Raw genomic sequence first — 20118 nt, 5'->3', positions numbered from 1 at the left:
CGCGAGAGGTGTCGCGATGAAACGCTACCGGAACCTCGACGGCAACTCCGGCGTCGCCGCCTACGAGTGCGGTGACGGTTTCATCCGCATCCGCTTCGTCAATGGCGACACCTACGAATACACCGACAAGGCCACCGGCCCCGAGCACGTCGCGAACATGCAGCAACTCGCGCGTGCCGGCCGCGGTCTCGCCACCTATGTCAGCCGCTTCGTGCATGGCGACTATGCGCGAAAGTTGTAAGGCACCCCACCGTCATTCCTGCGAACGCTGGAATCCAGCGTCTTCCGGCGCGACGCAGAGGCACTGGGTCCCGGCGTTCGCCGGAATGACGGCGTGGGGGTCACACGCCTATTTCCGCATATAAGTCACGCCAATACGGATTGGATTTCTCGATGAGCTCGATCTTCCAGACCCGCTTCCACGCCTTGATCGCCTTCTCGCGCGTGATGGCGGATTCCATCGTTTCATGCAGCTCGAACCAGACAAGATCGTGCACGTGATGTTGCCTGGTAAAACCCTCGACCACGTTGTTTCGATGCTGCCAGATGCGTGCCGGGAGATCGGAGGTTACGCCAGCGTACAACGTGCCGTTGCGCTGGCTGGCAAGCAGGTAGACACACGGTTGGCGCTCCCTCATTCCCATCTTCTCCGCAACCCTTCAATCCCGTCACTCCAGCGAAAGCTGGAATCCAGCGCCTTCGGTTTCCACCGTGACAACGCGTAGGCAAAAGTCGCTGGATCCCGGCTTTCGCCGGGATGACGGCTTAAAAGGCATCCGCGCCGCATCGGTTGCCAACCATCCAAGGAAAACATCCATGTCCGCCCACCCTACCCGCAACGCCCACATCCTCGATCCCGGTTTCGAACTCACCCTGCGCCCGATGCGCTATCCCGGCTTCTACGAGATGTACCGCAACGCGATCAGGAACACCTGGACGGTCGAGGAGGTCGACTTCTCGATGGACACGCGCGACCTCGACACGAAGATGTCGCCGGCCGACCGCCACCTGATCCAGCGCCTGGTGGCCTTCTTCGCCACCGGCGACACCATCGTGTCGAACAATCTGGTGTTGAACCTGTACCAGCACATCAACGCGCCGGAAGCGCGCATGTACCTGTCGCGCCAGTTGTACGAGGAAGCGCTGCACGTGCAGTTCTATCTCACCCTGCTCGACACCTACATCCCTGACCCTGCCGAGCGCAACGCCGCGTTCGCGGCGATCGAGACGATTCCGTCGATCCGGCAAAAGGGCGCGTTCTGCTTCAAGTGGATCGACTCGATCCAGGGCATGCAGCAGCTGGAGACGCGCGCGCATCGCCGCCAGTTCCTGCTCAACCTGATCTGCTTCGCCGCCTGCATCGAGGGGCTGTTCTTCTACGCTGCGTTCGCCTACGTCTATTACCTGCGCTCGCGCGGCCTGCTGCACGGCCTGGCGGCCGGCACCAACTGGGTGTTCCGCGACGAGAGCTGCCACATGGCGTTCGCCTTCGAGGTGGTGCGCACCGTGCGCGAGCAGGAGCCGGAACTGTTCGACGCGGACATGCGCGCCCAGGTCGAGGAGATGATGGAAGAAGCCATCGCCTGCGAAACCCGCTTCGCCGAAGACGTGTTGTCCGGCGGCGTGGCCGGCATGTCGGTGCAGCACATGCGCCAGTACCTGGAATACTGCGCCGACCAGCGCTTCACCCAGCTCGACCTGCCGAAGAAGTACGGCGCAAAGAACCCGTTCGACTTCATGGACCTTCAGGACGTGCAGGAACTGGCCAACTTCTTCGAGCGCCGGGTGTCGGCCTACCAAGTCGGCGTACAGGGCGAGGTGGCGTTCGACATGGCGTTCTGAGCGGGGACCGGGGATACGGAAAGGCGGGCGGAGTCGGAGCATCACCCGGCCTTGATCGAACGGCACTTGACTACGTCTGTAGTCATGGCGTAGCTTGCCTACAACTGTAGTCAAGCGGAACCCGTCATGCGCAAACCCTCCATCGGCGACCAGGAACTGGCGCTGCTGCAGCACATCGATGAAAGCGGCGCGGCCTCGGTCGGCGAAGTCGCCGCCAGCTTCGGCGAGCCGCGCGGGCTGGCCCGCTCCACCGTGCTGACGATGATGGAGCGGCTGCGCGGCAAGGGCTTTCTCAAGCGCAGGCAACTGCGCGGCATGTTCCGCTACAGCACGGTCACCGGCGCCGGCGAGGCGATGCGCAGCGCGGTGGGCAGCTTCGTCGAAAAGACCCTGAGCGGCTCGGTCTCGCCGTTCGTGGCGTGGATGTCCGAGCGCGCCGAGGTCAGCGACGACGAACTGGCCGAGCTGGAAGCGCTGGTGTCCCAGCTGCAGTCACGCCGCAAGGAGTCGTGAGATGGACGCACTGAACGCGCTGGCCGAGACCCTGCTCACCCGCATGCTGTGGACGTCCATCCAGGCAATCGGCCTGATCGGCCTGGTCTACCTGCTTGGACGATTGCTGCCGCGCTTGTCGTCGGCGATGCGCTGCACCTTGTGGTGGCTGGTTGGCGCCCAGCTGGTGCTGGGCCTGCTGTGGCATGCACCGGTGGAACTTCCGTGGTTGCCGGCGCCGGCGGTGGAAGCGACGGTGCAGGTTGCTCATCCGGTCTCCTATAACGCCACGGTGCTGGCCGGCCATGAGACCGTGCTGCATACCTCACCCACCGTCGTGGCCACCACACCCGTGCTCTCCTGGCGTGCCGCCGTGGTCGCGCTGTGGCTGGCCGCGCTGCTGTGGCTGGCCTCGCGCAGCCTGCGCGAATGGCGCGCCACGCGACAGGTTCTGCACGACTCGCAAGCGATCGGCGACCGGGCGATGCAGGCGCTGTGCCTGCGCAAGTCCCGCCAACTCGGCCTGCGCCGCTGCCCGCAGCTTCGCGTATCGGACGCGATCGTGTCGCCCCAGGTCATCGGCCTGTGGCAGCCCACCGTGCTGCTGCCGGCGCGCGACGCGCTGAATGCCGACGAGTCCTCGATGGCGCTGGCCCACGAACTTGTCCACCTGCGCCGCGGCGACCTCTGGCTGGGCTGGATTCCGGCGCTCGCGCAGTGGCTGTTCTGCTTCCACCCGCTGGTGCGCTGGGCGATGCGCGAATACGCACTGAACCGCGAGTCGGCCTGCGACGCGCAGGTCGTGCAGCACGACCAGGCCACGCCACAGGACTACGGCCGCCTGCTGTTGCGCCTCGGCGTGGCGCAACCCGTCCATGCCGGCCTGGCCGGCGCATCCCCCACCTTCCACAACCTGAAGAGGCGACTGACCATGCTTCAGCAAACCGCAAACCAGCCAACGTCCCGCACACGCGGCTGGCTGCTCGTCGCCGCGATCGCCCTGATCGGCGTGCTGCCCTACCGCGTCACCGCCGCCAGCAACCAGCACGACAACGCCAAGGCGGCGGTGACCAGCACGGCGGCAGTGGCACCGTTGGCACCGTTGGCACCGCTCGCCCCCATGGCGCCGATGCATTCGTCCGCCCCGTCCGTCACGCCGCCACCACCGCCACCGGCCCCGCCGGCACTACCGGCGATGAGCCCACCCCCGCCGCCACCGCCGCCTCCCGCGCCGCCGGCACCGCCTCGCGACAGCGGCTTCTCCGCGCGGCACGTCAGCATCGACACCACGGATCACGCGAACAATGGCTTCGCCCTGTTCAATGGCGACTCGATGATCACCATCAACGGCTCGAACGCCGATCTCGATACAGTGAAGAAGCTCCGCGCCACCAACAAGTCGATACTGTGGTTTCGTCGCGGCAGCGAGGCCTACGTGATCCACGACAAGGCCATGCTGGAACGTGCCAGCCGCATCTACGCACCGGTGACCGCGCTGGCCCGGCAACAGGGCGAGCTCGCCGGCCAGCAGGGCGCGATCGCCGGCCGGCAGGCCGGGCTTGCTGCGCAGGATGCCGCCTTCGCACGGGAACAGGCCGGGCTGGCGCGGCAACAGGCGAAGATGGCGGCGCGCATCGCCTCGGTCGCTGCGAACGGAGCGGATTCACAGGCGCAGCAGCGCAAACTCGATGCACGGCAGGACGAAATGGACGCGGCGCAGGCGCGACTCGACCAACGCCACGCCGAACTGGAAGCACGCCTGGCCGCCCAGCAACAGGCGCTCGAAGCCCAACAGGCCGGCTTCGAGAAGCAACAAGAGGCAATCGACCGCCAGCAACAGCAGGCGCAGCAGGCGGCCGATCAGTCGATGAGCCAGTTGCTGGACGAAGCCCTGGCCAAGGGGCTGGCGCAGAAGGCCGCCGGAAAGTGAGCGCGCAGTTGAGGAGGTATCGATCGGCCGGCATGACCATGTAATCCGCCGAGCAATCCAACCCGATTGAAGGATGGCACCCATGCACGTGTGGAGAAGACGACACCACCTCGCTCACCATGGCGATCAACTCGGAAACAGCCCCACGCGTGTGGGAAAGACGTGCTTGGTCGCGCCGTCTTGGAGTACCTGGCGGAAACACCCACGCGTGTGGGGAATACTCGTGAAGCCCGAAGCGCTGCTCGGGCGTGATGGAAACACCTCCACGCGTGTGGGGAAGACCAAGGGACCGGAACGGAATACATCCCCGAGAAAGAAACACCCTCACGCGTGAGGGGAAGACTCTCTCAACAACGTCACGTATCCGCGCGACGTGGAAACACCCCCACGCGTGTGGGGAAGACCGGCGGCTCGAAGAACGCCCGCTGCCCGGTGAAGAAACACCCCCACGCATGTAGGGAAGACCCGCGGAAGTCCCAGCCATCATCGGGCTCGGTGGAAACACCCCCACGCGTGTGGGGAAGACAACCTGCACGCCGGCGATCCCGACCGCGGCATGGAAACACCCCCACGCGTGTGGGGAAGACCCGCCAGCCTCATCGATGACGCAAATGATCTTGGAAACACCCCCACGCGTGTGGGGAAGACCTGTCGGCCGACACGGTGACCGGCCTGGTCGCAGAAACACCCCCACGCGTGTGGGGAAGACGCGTAGGCGCGGGCCAGCTTCACGTCGTAGAGGGAAACACCCCCACGCGTGTGGGGAAGACCAGCGCGATCTCCGGCCGCGCGCCGACGGTCCAGAAACACCCCCACGCGTGTGGGGAAGACGTGGTGATCACCGACCAGCCGTCGCAGATCACGGAAACACCCCCACGCGTGTGGGGAAGACGTGCTTGTCCGGGGCTTGATCCTGGCCACGCCGGAAACACCCCCACGCGTGTGGGGAAGACCTGGCGTCGGCGCTGCTGCCATCCGGGCCGATGGAAACACCCCCACGCGTGTGGGGAAGACGCACTCCCAGCCTCTCCTTGAGCCTCAACAAAAGAAACACCCCCACGCGTGTGGGGAAGACGCCGGGAAGTCGATGCCGCCGCTGCTGGGGAAAGAAACACCCCCACGCGTGTGGGGAAGACGCTTCCAGCTGAACCTGGCGCAGGAGCAGGCGAGAAACACCCCCACGCGTGTGGGGAAGACAAGCCACCGGTGCCAGCTCGCCCGCGCGCCTCGGAAACACCCCCACGCGTGTGGGGAAGACCGGCTCCGGCGTTCGCATCGACACGGCCAACTAGAAACACCCCCACGCGTGTGGGGAAGACTTCGTACTCGCGAACCAAGCCGACGCTTATGCAGAAACACCCCCACGCGTGTGGGGAAGACCGGTCCACGCCCATCTCCGCCAGCGATGCCAGGGAAACACCCCCACGCGTGTGGGGAAGACAAGACGCGTGCGCTTAACGAGCTGAGCGCCGCAGAAACACCCCCACGCGTGTGGGGAAGACCCCAAGATGATCGCCACGGGCAAGAAGCACTGGGAAACACCCCCACGCGTGTGGGGAAGACCAGATTCAGCTTCACGTCGCAGCGGATGCGCTCGAAACACCCCCACGCGTGTGGGGAAGACTCCGCGATGTTCTGCGCCAGCTGCTTCGCGTCGGAAACACCCCCACGCGTGTGGGGAAGACAACATGCTCGAACACGGGCTACAGACAGCGGTGGAAACACCCCCACGCGTGTGGGGAAGACCCGTGTGCTGAAACCGGGAACGCCGGCGAGGTGGAAACACCCCCACGCGTGTGGGGAAGACTTTCAAGCCTGCCGCCATGACCCTAAGTGTTGAGAAACACCCCCACGCGTGTGGGGAAGACCCGCTGAAGGCAATCCTGCCGGACTATCGTGCGGAAACACCCCCACGCGTGTGGGGAAGACTCGTCGGTGTCGATGGCGTCGACCTTGCGGGCGGAAACACCCCCACGCGTGTGGGGAAGACCTTACCGCCAGCAGCGTGACGCAGGCCGGCACGGAAACACCCCCACGCGTGTGGGGAAGACTGCGTGGTGAGTTGCGTTCTTATGCTTCGATCAGAAACACCCCCACGCGTGTGGGGAAGACAACCTTGCGCGCTTCGCGGTATTCGCGGCGCCAGAAACACCCCCACGCGTGTGGGGAAGACCTCTGGCGCTGCCAGGTGCAGCGGATGAACACGGAAACACCCCCACGCGTGTGGGGAAGACTCCAAGGAGGCAACAAATGAACGGCGACACCGAGAAACACCCCCACGCGTGTGGGGAAGACACTCGCCGCATGACAAAGGGCGACCTTCTTTAAGAAACACCCCCACGCGTGTGGGGAAGACCTTGCGCGGCTCGATGTAGGCGCTGTCCATCTGGAAACACCCCCACGCGTGTGGGGAAGACATCGCCGCCGCGTGGAGCGGATACAACGAGTGGGAAACACCCCCACGCGTGTGGGGAAGACGGGTTGGTCATGGCGTGGCTCCTGTGGCTTCGGGAAACACCCCCACGCGTGTGGGGAAGACGTGGCAAATTGGCCCGCGCGTCGCCTCGTATAGGAAACACCCCCACGCGTGTGGGGAAGACCGCTCAAGGACAGCGGGGCCAGCGCGTCAAGTGGAAACACCCCCACGCGTGTGGGGAAGACCTCGGCGCAAACCGCGCGGCGCTCATCGTCAGAGAAACACCCCCACGCGTGTGGGGAAGACCGAACGATACGGCCGCCTCGGCGAACTGAACGGGAAACACCCCCACGCGTGTGGGGAAGACATGCTTCGGCACGCGGTCAAGCGCCGGCAGACGGAAACACCCCCACGCGTGTGGGGAAGACGGCTCAGGTGCGCACAAGTGGATCGAAGGTGAGGAAACACCCCCACGCGTGTGGGGAAGACCAGGTGGCCGGCTGCGCCCGACCGAGTCGCGCAGAAACACCCCCACGCGTGTGGGGAAGACCCGTAGACCCACGCGTTGCCGGAGACCCACGCAGAAACACCCCCACGCGTGTGGGGAAGACGGAGTGATCAGGTCACGCACGGTCATGCGGCGAGAAACACCCCCACGCGTGTGGGGAAGACTTAAGGAGGGGGATTGGGCATGTTGAGTCGAAGGAAACACCCCCACGCGTGTGGGGAAGACCCGCGTACAGGTCATGCAAAACAGCTTCGCGCAGAAACACCCCCACGCGTGTGGGGAAGACCCGCTCGACCAGCGACGAGTGATGACGTGGCCAGAAACACCCCCACGCGTGTGGGGAAGACCGCACTTCCTGGCCGCGATCGTCGGTCAGCCTGGAAACACCCCCACGCGTGTGGGGAAGACATCCTTCCAGCCGAAGTACGCGCCGCACAGGTAGAAACACCCCCACGCGTGTGGGGAAGACCCAGGCGCGCTAGCCAGAATGCGCGCGAATCCGGAAACACCCCCACGCGTGTGGGGAAGACCCACCGAATGGTGCGCGTATCACGGCGTAAAGGGAAACACCCCCACGCGTGTGGGGAAGACCACAGGAGGCGGCGACACGACCGTCCTGGCCCAGAAACACCCCCACGCGTGTGGGGAAGACAGCACGAGCCCGACGAGCACGGCGCCCGCGTGGGAAACACCCCCACGCGTGTGGGGAAGACCAGCTTCTCCGAGTGCGAGATGGCATGGACCAAGAAACACCCCCACGCGTGTGGGGAAGACGGGAGCGCGAAGAGCGCGAGCGTGCCGTGAAAAGAAACACCCCCACGCGTGTGGGGAAGACTTGAGCTTGATGACGCGCGTCGCCCAGTACCGGGAAACACCCCCACGCGTGTGGGGAAGACGCTCAAGCGCGCGGTGGAACCAGCGCGCGTTAGGAAACACCCCCACGCGTGTGGGGAAGACGGCACCGCAAGCGATGGCGCAGTCACTTGGCAAGAAACACCCCCACGCGTGTGGGGAAGACCGCACCCCGACGGGAAAGCGCTGTCCGAAGCCAGAAACACCCCCACGCGTGTGGGGAAGACGTATGTCGATTATTAGCATCGGCGCGTCAGTCGGAAACACCCCCACGCGTGTGGGGAAGACCTGCTGGAAGCGCCTTCCGGAATCTCTGCAAAGGAAACACCCCCACGCGTGTGGGGAAGACGCTAGCCGGACGCCGAAAGGCCACTGCCACCCAGAAACACCCCCACGCGTGTGGGGAAGACATCCCTTTCACGCCGAACCGGGCAGGACGGCCAGAAACACCCCCACGCGTGTGGGGAAGACTAGGGATCGAAGATCTGATCCAGCGGAACGCCAGAAACACCCCCACGCGTGTGGGGAAGACCGGACGGGGGAGGCATGAGCGCAAAACTGCACGGAAACACCCCCACGCGTGTGGGGAAGACCGCGTAAACCGGAGCCGTAGCGAGATACATGAAGAAACACCCCCACGCGTGTGGGGAAGACCCGGCGACGCGCGGGTCTCCGGCGACGCGTCTAGAAACACCCCCACGCGTGTGGGGAAGACCCTGCATTGAAGTGGATATCGACGGCAAGGAGAGAAACACCCCCACGCGTGTGGGGAAGACCAGTAACCGATGCGGTCGGCCCCTTGATCTGCAGAAACACCCCCACGCGTGTGGGGAAGACCGTTTATCACGCAAGAAATGGCTCGTCGAATCGGAAACACCCCCACGCGTGTGGGGAAGACGAGACAAGCATGACCGCTATGTCGAGCAAGACGGAAACACCCCCACGCGTGTGGGGAAGACAAATCGCGGCCAGGCCGAAGGTGGTGATGGAAGGAAACACCCCCACGCGTGTGGGGAAGACGCGGTACAGGCTGCGGTAGATGGCACCGCTGGAGAAACACCCCCACGCGTGTGGGGAAGACGAGCGGGTGGGCCCACTGAAGGCTGGCGACACGGAAACACCCCCACGCGTGTGGGGAAGACGGTGCCGCCGCCGAGCAGCCTGCGGGCGCTCTAGAAACACCCCCACGCGTGTGGGGAAGACCAAACCGGATCGCTCCACAAGTGAGCGCAGATAGAAACACCCCCACGCGTGTGGGGAAGACACCAACATATCGTCAGCGCTGTCGCTCGTCTACACGAGATGTTGTGGAAACCGCGGGTTTCAGGGTTTCGACGATTAGCTGCAGGCCCGAAACGTCAATCATGGCCTTGCGTGGCGGGCCGATGCAGCGCATTTCGAAGCCCGGCGGTCGATTGATCGAGCGAACCAGAAGCAAGCCGGATTCAGACGGGCAATGCTTGTAGAGCCAGGCGACGACCGTATCGGCCACCGAGTCCTTGATGCCCGAGACGAACACGTTGGCGCGCGGCTCCACGAACCACAGCTTCATGCGTCCGCGCACGGCGGGCGGCAGGTCATTAGCGACGACGATCAGCACGCGTGGCTCCCAGCATGGCTGCGATATCTTCGCCATACTTCGCCAAAAGATCCATCTCGATCACGCGCTTGCGGAAGGCAGCAGCCACCTTGTGCTTGTCATAGCGGCCAGCCAACTCGCGGGTCAGATGGAACGCCAAATCGATGCAAAGCTCGGCCTTGTACAGGTCGGCCATGTCATAGATGAATGGCAATGGGCTGCCGGAGTGGATGAAGCCAATGTGTGGCGAGTAGCCCAGGCTGTGGGTGGCCGAACACAGGACGCCGTAGAGCGCGGCATTGGTGGATGTAAGGATCTGGTTGGTAAGGTCGCTCACCTCGAATTTGCCCGGGGTGAAGCTGCGTCCTTTCCACCCCACCTGGTACTGCTCGGCCTTGGCCTGGTAGAGCGCCCGCACGCGATTGCCCTCCATGCCCATCAGCTCTTGCAATGTCTTGCCAGTAAGATCCGCATCCGGGAAACGGCGCGCAAACATGCGATGCGCCACCTCGATGGATTTCTTGGGATCGGCGGAAAGCTCGATCTGCCTTTTCAGGTTGCGGGTGTCGGCCGTGGGCAGGAAGCCCGCCGAATAGAACAGCAGGCTGTCCGCCCCCACCCAGCAGATGGCGCAGTTGGCTGCCGCCGCGGTGCGGATGGCATCGTGGGTTACCGTGGTGCCGGGGCCGAGCAACAGCGCATTGAGCGTGGCCACTGGCAACGGCACCACGTTGTTCGTGGCGTCGATCCACTTGATGCTGCTGTCGTCGATTTCCAGCCGACCGTGCTCAAGATAAAGAAACGGGTATTTGTCCTTGATCTGCGGAAGCGACTCCCGGGTGACCTTGACGAACAGCCGCTGCGCTTCATCCGCCATCGTCACGCTCCGGCTGCAACACGGTGACACGGCGGTCGCGGTAGCGCTTGTCGACCCCGAACTGCAGCGGCACGTCGTTGAGCGTCAGCACTTCGCCTTCGTGCTCACCCTGCTTTACGGTAAACGCCAACGCGCGCTGTTTCGCAGCGGCCAGTGCCCGGCCTGCGGCCAGCGCCTCATCCGAACTGGCATGCAAGCCTTGGAACACCAGTTCGGTGGGCGCACAGTTCTTGCGCCCCAGGTACAGGTCCCAGACCGGAGCCTTGAGTGCATCGGCGATGGACTCAGCCTCACCTACCGGGGTTTCAATGGCCACCGCAAAGGCCATGTCCTGCAGGTAGTAGCGGTAGGTCATCTTGGTGCCTGCGCCGTTAGGTTTTTTGCCTTCGCTGGTCTTGGGAATCAGCAGGTTCTGCCATGGGTCGGCATCGTCGTACCCGCTGCCCACCATGTGGAAGTCGCGCAGCAGTGGAAGCCGAGGCAACGGCGCATCCTTGGAATAGCGCGGCGCGAAAGCTTCGACCTGCATATCCAGAACTGCCCAACTAGACAACCAATCACGCTCTTCGCTACCCGCGCCCCTCGCACAGCAAATGAGGCCAAGCACACCAGACTTGGTAGGGAAATCCAGGCTGTCGCGGCGGCCAAATTTCGAATCGTGGCCCCAGGCCTGCAGTGGTGCCTCCAACCAGAGAAGCAAATAGGGGTTCATGGGGCACCCTCACGCTGTATGTCGTTTCAGGTCGGTGACCAAGTCGTCGATGCTGTAGTCATCACGCTCGCCCCAGTCATAGCTGGCCATCTTGCCGAACAGACTGCCGGTCAGCTTTTCCTTCTTGTCCAGGTAGCCCTTGAGCGTTTCGATGCTGGGCGCAAGGAAGCCTTCGCCGCGCGCCTTGACCGGCTGCTCGAATGGCACCTGCAGGCGCTGGCCTTGACGTACAAGCACGCGTGTGAACTCCCACGGACTGGCTCCCGACTGCGTTGCCTGTCGGGCATGCGGCACCGCCACGAACAACGCCTTGGTGAATGCCTCCACCGCCTGGCCGACATCGTCCGTGCCCAATGACTGCGCCAGTTGCCCAAGGTCGAGGCTGACGTAGCGGTAGTAAGTGGCCGAGTTGAACTCCAGGCTGCCCATGTGTGCCGAACCAGGCTCACCGGCCAGATCATCCAGCGCGGTAAAGAACTCCACTTCGTTGCTGACTCGGTGGGTGGAAATGGCATGAGCGAAGGATGCCGCTGCCTCGACATTCATGTCGGCCGCCTTGGCCACCATGCGCCCGAACAAGGCGATATCCAGCGCGTCGGTGGCCGAACTCAGTGCTTTCTTGGCAACCTTGGCGAGATCCTTGTCTTTCAGCTTGTCGGCGTCGAAACCCTTCTCCTTGGCGTAGGCCGCAAAGGCATCCGCTTCGCTGCCACTGATGAACAGCAGGGTGTCGTCGGCGAGCACGTCCGCCATTTTCTGGCCGCACGCAATAGCCGCCTCATCACCCGCACTGGCAGCTTTGCAGGCGGCACTGAACAAGGTTTGTGCCTGCTTGGTACGGCAGGCGAGTTTCACGCCGAATTGCGGCAGCGCCATGCGCACCTGCCGCTTCCAGCACTGCGAACTGACGCGGGCGCGGGTGACGCCGCCCACCACGGCGGTCTTGGGCGCGCCCACGTCGTCACGGTTCAGGCAGGTCACCGGGAAGGACTGCAGAATGTGGAACTCGATCCGGGTATTAGTGAACTTGTTGCTCATGAGGGTCATTCCTTTTGAATGGGATGTCAGGCGAAGGGGTTGTCGATCAGCGGCACGACCTGCAACAGGCCGCAGCCGAAGCTGCGGCCTCGGCCGATGCCGGAAGCAAAGCTGTGACGGAACTGCTCATGATCAGTAACGGTAAGCTGGCCCTGCACATGGGCTTGCGCCAGCGTGACCAGGCGCTGCGCCTTGTCCTTGAAGCGCAGTACCTCAAGACGATCCACTTGCAGGTGTTCCGGTGAAATCGCAAAGCCCCAGCTGGCCAGTCCACGCTCAGCAAACCACGCGGCCACCGCCTCTCGGCCCTTGACGGATACCAGCTTGCCGCTGGCACTGTCGCGCCGCGTCGGATTGACGATCACCTTGAAGCGATAGCGGGCATGGCCAAGGAAGTCGATGGGGATGACCTTGCTGCGCACCTCGCCGAAACCGCCTTCGGCATGAGCCGCCGGCGGCCGGTCGGCCAGCAGCAGGATGTTGCGACCATGGAAATCGCCGCCCTGGTCGGCATGCAGGATGCCGCTGGGCGCGTGGCCGGCCTTGGCGCCGGCATCGCGCACATCCGGGTACAGGCTGTACACCACACGGTGCAGGGAATACGGATCGGTGATGCGAAGCGCCTTGACCGCTGCACGATCTAGGTTGAGCACGCTGGCGATCAGGCTCATGCGCCCTCCCCGGCTTCCGCCTCGATCTTCTGTCCGTAGAACTCCTGCGCCCACTGCGCCTTGATGCGTTGCAGCCAGGCTGCATTGCCACCGCCTGCGGCCCGCCCGAAATCAACCAGTTGCCTGAGCACACGCGCATGGTCCAAGGGTTGCGTCACGCGACTTTCGGCCAAGCTCAGCAGGGGCCGCAACACGCGGCACAACTCCGGCAATTCGTCGCAAGCCAACAACCGCCGCAGGCGCGCTTTGGCCTGGTCACTCTGGCTGCCATCATCGAAACAGCGCGCGATGGCGCGCCCCAGCGACACGCTTCCGTTAGCCGATGGCTTGGCACGGGCGATGGCCGCCGCCACGGTGGCGAAAGGAAGGCGCTGCGCCTCGTTTTCCAGGTCAACCCAATTCGCCAGCGTTTCCCAGCACTGGTATTCGGTCGCCGGGTTGTCGGCGCGCTGCAATCGCGCCGCCAGTCCTTTGTCCTCCTGACACCGTGCGATGAGCCAGGCGACGAAGCCCGCCTCCTTGCCGATCTTTGCCGGTGTGTCTTTCTCCGCGATTTCCATCACTCACGCCTCCTGTTGCAGGTATTTGCCATGGTTGGGGCGGCAGCGCGCCCAGGCATCAAGCTGCCGAGCGGTGTCTTTGGGGCAGTAACGGTCATAGGCCTGTTGTGCGTAGCCGGCGAAACGTCGACGCAGTTGGCGGCGCGCGGTGCCGTGCGATTCGCCTTGTTCGCAATGGTCGAGCAGACGCTGGAAGTCACGCTCGCAGAGTTGCCAGAACAGGTGGGTGGCCTGCGCCGCCAGATCGATCCCCTCGACCAGCTGCGCCTTGAAATAGGCAAGCACCCGGCCGTACAGGCCTTTGGCTAGTTCGTCCAGTTCGGTCATTTCCGCTTGCAGTTGGTCGAACCATAGCTGGCTCAAGGCTTCACCGTGCACCAGGATGGCGGACGCCACGAAATCATCCGTACCTGATGCGTACTGCTCGCCTGCATTGCTGCTGACGCGCAGACCGCCAGACCAAATCGCGAAAGACTCGACGCTGGCACAGGCACGCCCCACTCCAGCGGCAAGTTGCAGGCACTCGAAGCCCGCGTTCTGCCGTTGTGCCAGAAAGCCGAGCAGCGCCGTCAGCTCCCGCCACGGACGCTTCTCCGGGTTGACCCACAATGCCTTGTTCTCTTTCCCCGACTGGTTCACCGCCACGGTGGGATCCCACATGCCTTCCTTGTAGTTCGGATGGGCGATGCCTTCGGAGTAATGCAGACCGTCTTCGGTGAGCAGGCAGAACCGGCACAGCGGCAGCAGCCGACCGATCAGCGAGTTCTTCAGGTGCCGCGCCACGGCGTCATCCTCGCCCGTCGGCATCTGCTGCCACGGCGCCACGCCGATGCCTGCGGGGAAGCGCTGACTTTGCATCACTTGCTCACGAGTAAGCAGGTTCAACCAGAGGCTTTGTTGCACGTTCACGCCCTGCAGCAGACTATGCAGCAGTCCCATATGCGCTACTGCCGGACCTGGCTTTCCGGTGGAAGGTTTGCCCTTGTCATTGGTTTTTCCTTGATAGCCAAGCGTAAGCACTACCTTGTTGTCGGTCTTCTTGCCACCCAGCGCGAAGCCCATCTGGCAGACCACCAGCACGGCCCTTTCGGCATTGGTCAGCACGCTCTCCCTTTGGCTGCCGGTAAGGACGGTGGTGTTGCCCGTGGCCACGTCGGGCAGAACGGTGCCGTAGCTCTTGATTTCAGCGGCCGCAATGGCTGGCATCTGCAGGAATGGCTTGTCCCCATAGAGATCAAAGCGGTCATGCCACTTGTCGAGATACTCAAGACACTTGTCGGCCAGACCCTGTGCTCCCAACTCTCGCCACGCAGTTTCGTCCTCCGGCGTGGCCGCGGCCTGGGCAATGGCCAGCAGCAGCTTCATCAGCGCGATTTTCTCTACCGGATTGCCACCCAGCGCACGGCAGTCGGCACCGAAGATCTGCCGTAGGCTGACGCGACCCTTGTCCGCCACCGGTATCCACGGCTCGTCGATCAGGTTGAAACGCTTGTCCATGGGTTCTCCTTGTCAGCTCGGATGACCCGGTAGCCGAGGTCATCGCGGTATTCCAACGTGTGCTTGTCATGCACGCTCTGGCCATGCAGGCCGCGCAGCGTGCCGCTTTCATCCACCAATGCCACCCGCAACAGGCTTTCATCCTCGGCCCAGTCGGTGTTGCCAAGATAGAAGCAGTGCTGCAAGCCGTATTTCTCCAGCGTGTCACGCACAATGGCGGCAGGCGACTCACCCGGGCGTACCGGCACAATCTGGCGCATCAGTTGCGCGGTGATGGGCTTGAGCGCGGCGCGCTGTGAATGGGGCAATGCCTTGCGGGTGGGTAGTTCCACCACGCTGCCATCGAGCAGCACCAGTCTGGCGACATGCCGCCCAGTGTCCTGTCGCATGTCGCGCAGCAGCAGCAGGTCGAGGCTGTCGGTCTCGCTGTAGCGGGTCTGCGCCTTGCTTTCGGGCAGAGTCTTGCCGTCCACGGCCAGACCAAGGCGCGCCAGTTGTGCCAGCGCATTGCGACCTTTTCGACGCGGCGTGCCGTTATCCAGTTCATGCAGCCAGCGCGCCATGGCGCCGTCTTCGCTCTGCTCGGCGTAAGTCGCCTCGATCAATCCGCGGATGTCCTGCGGCAAGCACACGGTCATGAGCGAATGCCAAACCGCAAGGCTGCGGCACAGCACATAGGGCGCATACACGTACGCACTGGCGCCGAAAGCTGCCTGTGGCGATTCGATGGCTGCATCGAGCTCCGGCGCAAGCAACCACACCTCGCAGCGAGCGCCGGTCGGGCGTGGCGTGTCGGCATGGCGCCAGAGGCGGCCCATACGCTGCAGCAACATGTCCGTGGGGGCGAAGCGGCTGACGAGGAAATCCGCATCGATGTCCAGCGATTGCTCGAGTACCTGCGTACCAACCAGGATGCGACCACGCTCAGCGCGACGGCCGCGGCCAGGTTTGCCGAACAGGTTCACCCACCGATCTTCGATGCGTGCCCGATCGGCCATGGTGTAGCGCGAATGCAGCAAGCCATGTTCGATGCCCAAGGCGCTGGCACGGGAGGCGACATCCAGATAGCGCTGCTGGGCATCCTTGACCGAATTTTCCACCCAGAGCACCTGCTGACCCGCTGACGCACGCTCCAGCGCTTCGTGCACTGTCCGTGCTTCATCACGCTCCAGATGGATCGCTACCTGCACACTTGCATGCGTCGCTACGGGAAGCTCACGAACGGCGTGGCCCGACGGCAGCGCCGTAATGAGCGGGTAGGCATCACCCGTCAGCGGAGCATCCAGCAACTGGCTGCGCCGCTGGTGGTTGAGGGTGGCGCTGAGGATGATGACGGTGCAATGCAGCTCGCGCAGCAGCTTGACCAGCGCATCGAGCAAGGTGCCGGTGTAGGCGTCGTAGGTGTGCACCTCGTCCAAGATCACCACCTTACCGGCCAGCCCGAAGGCCCGCACGAAGCCATGCTTGACGTGCATGGCCGCCATCAAGGCTTGGTCGATGGTGCCTACGGCAAAAGGCGCCAGAAGGCCACGCTTGGCATGGTTGAACCATGCCCCGCCCGGACGCCCCTCCTCGCCCATCTCGGTATCCACCAGCCATGCGTTGGCGTGCAGCAGCAGCGCACGCTGCGGACAGTTCGGATCCAGCACCTGATCCAGAAACTGGTTGAAACGCTCGTGGATCTTGTTCGAGGTGAGCTGGGTAGGCAAGGCGAAATACACGCCGCAGGCCTGCTCCTGTTCCAGCAAACGATAGGCCACGTACAGCGCAGCTTCGGTCTTGCCCAAGCCCATCGGCGCTTCCAGAACGTAGACGCCGGGTTTCTTGGCAGCCTCGATCAATTGGCGCTGCGCGGGCCTCGCGAGAAAGCCGAAGATTTCTTCAAAGCTCAAACCCGACCGGTACGTCGGAGGTACAAGGCCGGCCTCATCGAGCGCGCGCGCAATGTTTGGCTGCCAAGGCGTCTCAGGGTTTTCGAAATGCCTGCCCGAGCCGACCCAGTCGGCCACCGAGGTGAGACCGGCAATCAGCCGCGCCTGTGCCACCGAGGCCGGTTGCGGCCAGTCCATGGCCAGGCGCGCCTTGAGCTCATCCACAAGCCCTGCTCGCTGCGCCTGCCAGATGCTCCCGCCAAACTGTTCAGCGTCGGCCCGTCGCCCTGCCACTGGCGGCGAGAATCCATGGTGCTGACCGGCTATTTCTGGCAGCCAGCGCGGCGTGCCGATCGCTTCAAGCGCCACTTGGCTGACACCGGCGTGCCCACCCCACTGGCGCTCGATTTCGGGCGGGAACCCCGGAACCTGCGGCAACTGACAGGCCTTCATCAACTTGTTGAAGAACGTGGGGCTGACCTTGCCCGTATCGTGACTGGCCGCAGCCAGCGGGCTGCCTTCAGGAAAAAGGGCATCTCCAAGACGTGTCGGATAGCGTGCAATCAACGCCCGCGCCACCTCGCCCACGATCTGGCAATGTTCGATGACGGTGCGGCCGCACACCACGGCACCATCCGGCCGGGTGTAGGTCTTGGCAGGACAGCGCTGATACTTTCTTACCGCGATGTCCGTCGCAGTCGTCGAACGCCTGACCGGCATATTCCATCCCCTATTTCCGTCCTTGGCGTTCTACCAGTTTTGGGTCTCACTGCGCGAGATTGAATAAAAAAGCCGGCGCTCTCGCGCCGGCTTTCCACTTCTCAACTAACACCTACGGTTCAACGCCAGGGCCACGCCTTCAGCTGATACTCCACCGGCGGCGTATTGCCGGCCAGGTACTGCACGAAGTAATCCCAGCGGCGACGGGTGGCATACGGAGTGGCTTCGCCGTAACCGTGGTGGGCGTTGGGGATCATCAGCAAATCAAAGTTGCGGTTCGCCTTGATCAGTGCATCGACCACCAGCAAGGTGTTCGACGGCGGCACGTTGTCGTCCATCGTGCCGTGCACCAGCATCAGGTGGCCCTTGAGGTCCTTGGCGAAACTCTGGTTGGCCTGGGCGTCGTAGTTGGTCTTGCCGTCCTTGTCGGTGACCAGCAGGCCCTGCCACTTCTCGGCCCAGTCGTCCTCGTAGTTGCGGTTGTCGTGGTTGCCGCTCTCGGCCCAGCCGACCTTGAAGAAGTCCGGGTAGTGGAACATCGCGCCTGCGGTAGCGTTGCCGCCGCCGGAGTGGCCCCACACGCCGACGCGGTCGAGATCGATCCACGGATACTTCTTGCCCAGCTCCTTCAACCCGGCCACCTGGTCGGGCAAGGTGTTGTCCTCGACATGCTCGAAGTAGGCGTCGTGGAAGGCCTTGGAACGCCACGGCGTGCCCATGCCGTCGATCGCCACCACGATGAAGCCCAGCTCGGCCACCGACTGGTGGTCGGCGCGGGCGGAGGAGAAGCTGCGCCCGCGCACCGAACCGGTCTGCGGACCCGGGTAGATGTAGTCGATGATCGGGTACTTCTTCGAGGCATCGAAGTGGGTCGGCTTGAACATCATGCCGTACAGGTCGGTCTTGCCGTCGCGGCCCTTCACCGTAAACGGAATCGGCGGCACCCAGCCGGTGGCCTTCAGCCGGGTGATGTCGGCGGTGGCCACGTCGGCCAGCTTGCGGCCGTCGTCGGCGCTGCGCAGCACGGTGACCGGCGGCGTGGTGGGGGTGGAGTACGCGTCGACGAAGGCCTTGCCGTCCGGCGACAGCGTGACCGTGTGGTCGGCTGCTTCCGGCGTCAGCAGCACCGGCTTGCCGCCGTCCAGGCTGACCTTGAAGAACTGCTGGTAGTAGGGATTCACGCCCGCCGTGCGGCCGACGCCGCGGAACCACACGGTGCGCGTCTTCGCATCGAGCTTCAGCACCTCGGTGACGTTGCCGTCGCCCTTGGTGATCGCGCGCTTGAGCTTGCCGGTGTTGAGGTCGTAGAGATACAGGTTGCCCCAGTTGTTGCGCTCGCTGAACCAGATCGCCTCGTGGGTCTCGGGCAGGTAGCGCCAGTTCACCGCGCCGTTGCCGCTCTCGTAATACGTCGGCACCTTCTCCTCGAACACGGTGCGCACCTTGCCGGTGGCGGTGTCGGCGATGCGGAACCATTCGTGCTTGTGGTCGCGCGAGGTGGAGACGAAGGCCAGGGTCTTGCCGTCGGCCGCCCACTTCACGTCGTCCCAGCCACCTTCGGGGCCGCAGCTGACGTCGTCGCACAGGCTGGAGCGGTGCTGGTCCGGCGGCATCTGCAGGCGAGTGACCTTCTTCGCGGCGACATCGATGATGACGCGCTCGATCATCGTCACGTCCTTGTCGCCGACCAGCGGGTACTTCCACTTCTCCAGCTTCGGATGGCCGACCCGGGTGCTGACCAGGTACATCTCGCCGGTCTTGCGCTGGTCCTGCTGGAAGGTGGCGATCTGCTTCGAATCGGGCGACCACTCGACGATCGCGTTGTCGGTGTGCTTCCAGCCGGCGTTGTCGGTGGCGTAGCCGAAGTCCTCAACGCCGTCGGTGGTGAGCTGGGTCTCCTTGCCGCTGGCGACGTCGCGCAGCCACAGGTTCCAGTCGCGGATGAACGCCTCGCTCTTGCCATCGGGCGACACCGCGCCCGGTTCGTCGCCGGTCTTCACCAGCTTCGAAAGATCGGCGCAGCTGGCCTCGACGGCGGCGAGGTCACACGCGTAATGCTTGCCCCGCACGCCGACATCGATGCGGCCATCGGCCATCAGCTTGTAGCTGCGCACCGGCAGCTTGCCGGCGTCGACGCTTTTGCCGCCGACCTTGCCCAGCGCCGCCGCCAGCTTGGCCTGGTCGAACAACGGCGCGGTCTTGCCACTGGTCACGTCCATCCGGACGAAGTGGTCGCCGGTGGCGTCGTGGTCGACGTACCAGAAATGACCGGCGTCGAGCCAGTCGACCTTCTGCACCGCGTGGTCGACCAGCGGCGCGGTGTTGTAACCCATGAAACGCTCTGCCTGCGCATAGTCGTTCGCGCTCAGGGTTCGCCCCTGCGCGGCGACACCGGCGGACAACGACCCCAATACCAGCGCACCCAGCACGCGCGAACTGCCGATCATCAAACTCATGTTGCGTTCCCCTTGCGAAAGCGGATTGCTGCGACTGCCGACCCTGGCCCAGATGTACCGAACACCTGATGCTAGCGTGCGCATGACCAATGACACC

At 64.0% G+C, this 20118-nt stretch carries 14 protein-coding genes and 1 CRISPR repeat array; of the genes, 4 read left to right on the top strand and 10 right to left on the bottom strand.

Translation table 11 applies throughout. The annotated features are described in order from the left end of the window. Positions 1 to 16 precede the first annotated feature (16 nt). Positions 17 to 241 (top strand): hypothetical protein, encoded by a 225-nt coding sequence (locus ASD55_RS02100; protein ID WP_056763392.1) that lies wholly within the window; start codon positions 17 to 19, stop codon positions 239 to 241. A 100-nt stretch (positions 242 to 341) separates the two neighbouring features. Here ASD55_RS02100 and ASD55_RS02095 read toward each other — a convergent pair whose 3' ends face one another. Beyond that, positions 342 to 638 (bottom strand): GIY-YIG nuclease family protein, encoded by a 297-nt coding sequence (locus ASD55_RS02095; protein WP_056763390.1) that lies wholly within the window; start codon positions 636 to 638, stop codon positions 342 to 344. A gap of 178 nt (positions 639 to 816) precedes the next feature. Here ASD55_RS02095 and ASD55_RS02090 point away from each other — a divergent pair, with 178 nt between their 5' ends. From ASD55_RS02090 to ASD55_RS02080, 3 genes are all read left to right on the top strand, one after another. Next, entirely contained in the window at positions 817 to 1842 is a 1026-nt protein-coding gene (locus ASD55_RS02090) for a ribonucleotide-diphosphate reductase subunit beta (RefSeq protein ID WP_056763388.1), read from the top strand. A gap of 126 nt (positions 1843 to 1968) precedes the next feature. Further along, the gene (locus ASD55_RS02085) at positions 1969 to 2355 is read left to right on the top strand and encodes a BlaI/MecI/CopY family transcriptional regulator (protein WP_056763386.1); all 387 of its coding nucleotides are present in this window, start codon (positions 1969 to 1971) and stop codon (positions 2353 to 2355) included. A gap of 1 nt (position 2356) precedes the next feature. Next, positions 2357 to 4264 carry a M56 family metallopeptidase gene (locus ASD55_RS02080; protein WP_056763384.1) on the top strand — a complete coding sequence of 636 codons (1908 nt, stop codon included), beginning with the start codon at positions 2357 to 2359 and terminating at the stop codon, positions 4262 to 4264. A gap of 134 nt (positions 4265 to 4398) precedes the next feature. Continuing rightward, positions 4399 to 9304: a CRISPR direct-repeat array (repeat unit 28 nt; unit sequence GAAACACCCCCACGCGTGTGGGGAAGAC). A 12-nt stretch (positions 9305 to 9316) separates the two neighbouring features. Here the strand turns inward: ASD55_RS02080 and cas2e are convergent. The 9 genes from cas2e to ASD55_RS02035 all read right to left on the bottom strand — a co-directional run bounded on the left by cas2e (position 9317) and on the right by ASD55_RS02035 (position 20021). Then, a complete protein-coding gene (cas2e, locus tag ASD55_RS02075) occupies positions 9317 to 9640 on the bottom strand; it encodes a type I-E CRISPR-associated endoribonuclease Cas2e (protein ID WP_157598747.1) in 324 nt (107 codons plus the stop codon). Beyond that, complete coding sequence (gene cas1e / locus ASD55_RS02070) at positions 9621 to 10496, bottom strand: type I-E CRISPR-associated endonuclease Cas1e (protein ID WP_056763381.1); 876 nt, start codon at positions 10494 to 10496, stop codon at positions 9621 to 9623. Before cas1e ends, cas2e begins: the two co-directional genes overlap by 20 nt. Beyond that, positions 10486 to 11208: a type I-E CRISPR-associated protein Cas5/CasD gene (cas5e, locus tag ASD55_RS02065; protein WP_056763378.1), complete on the bottom strand. Its 723-nt coding sequence runs from the start codon at positions 11206 to 11208 to the stop codon at positions 10486 to 10488. Before cas5e ends, cas1e begins: the two co-directional genes overlap by 11 nt. 9 nt (positions 11209 to 11217) lie before the next feature. Next, positions 11218 to 12246, bottom strand: a complete 1029-nt coding sequence (gene cas7e / locus ASD55_RS02060) for a type I-E CRISPR-associated protein Cas7/Cse4/CasC (protein WP_056763376.1) — start codon at positions 12244 to 12246, stop codon at positions 11218 to 11220. Between the two features lie 26 nt (positions 12247 to 12272). After that, positions 12273 to 12917: a type I-E CRISPR-associated protein Cas6/Cse3/CasE gene (gene cas6e / locus ASD55_RS02055; protein ID WP_056763374.1), complete on the bottom strand. Its 645-nt coding sequence runs from the start codon at positions 12915 to 12917 to the stop codon at positions 12273 to 12275. Then, positions 12914 to 13477, bottom strand: coding sequence for a type I-E CRISPR-associated protein Cse2/CasB (casB, locus tag ASD55_RS02050; protein ID WP_056763373.1), 564 nt, complete (start codon positions 13475 to 13477; stop codon positions 12914 to 12916). Before casB ends, cas6e begins: the two co-directional genes overlap by 4 nt. A 3-nt stretch (positions 13478 to 13480) precedes the next feature. After that, complete coding sequence (casA, locus tag ASD55_RS02045) at positions 13481 to 14974, bottom strand: type I-E CRISPR-associated protein Cse1/CasA (RefSeq protein ID WP_056763371.1); 1494 nt, start codon at positions 14972 to 14974, stop codon at positions 13481 to 13483. After that, on the bottom strand, positions 14953 to 17565 hold the full coding sequence (gene cas3, locus ASD55_RS02040) for a CRISPR-associated helicase Cas3' (protein ID WP_056763369.1): 2613 nt from the start codon (positions 17563 to 17565) through the stop codon (positions 14953 to 14955). Before cas3 ends, casA begins: the two co-directional genes overlap by 22 nt. Positions 17566 to 17684: 119 nt before the next feature. Next, on the bottom strand, positions 17685 to 20021 hold the full coding sequence (locus ASD55_RS02035) for a S9 family peptidase (RefSeq protein ID WP_056763367.1): 2337 nt from the start codon (positions 20019 to 20021) through the stop codon (positions 17685 to 17687). Between the last annotated feature and the right edge of the window lie 97 nt (positions 20022 to 20118).

The sequence above is a fragment of the Rhodanobacter sp. Root561 genome (assembly GCF_001427365.1).
Classification (GTDB): Bacteria; Pseudomonadota; Gammaproteobacteria; order Xanthomonadales; family Rhodanobacteraceae; genus Rhodanobacter.
The sequence above is the reverse complement of the archived record's forward strand: the minus strand, read 5'-3'. Positions and strand labels throughout refer to the sequence as shown.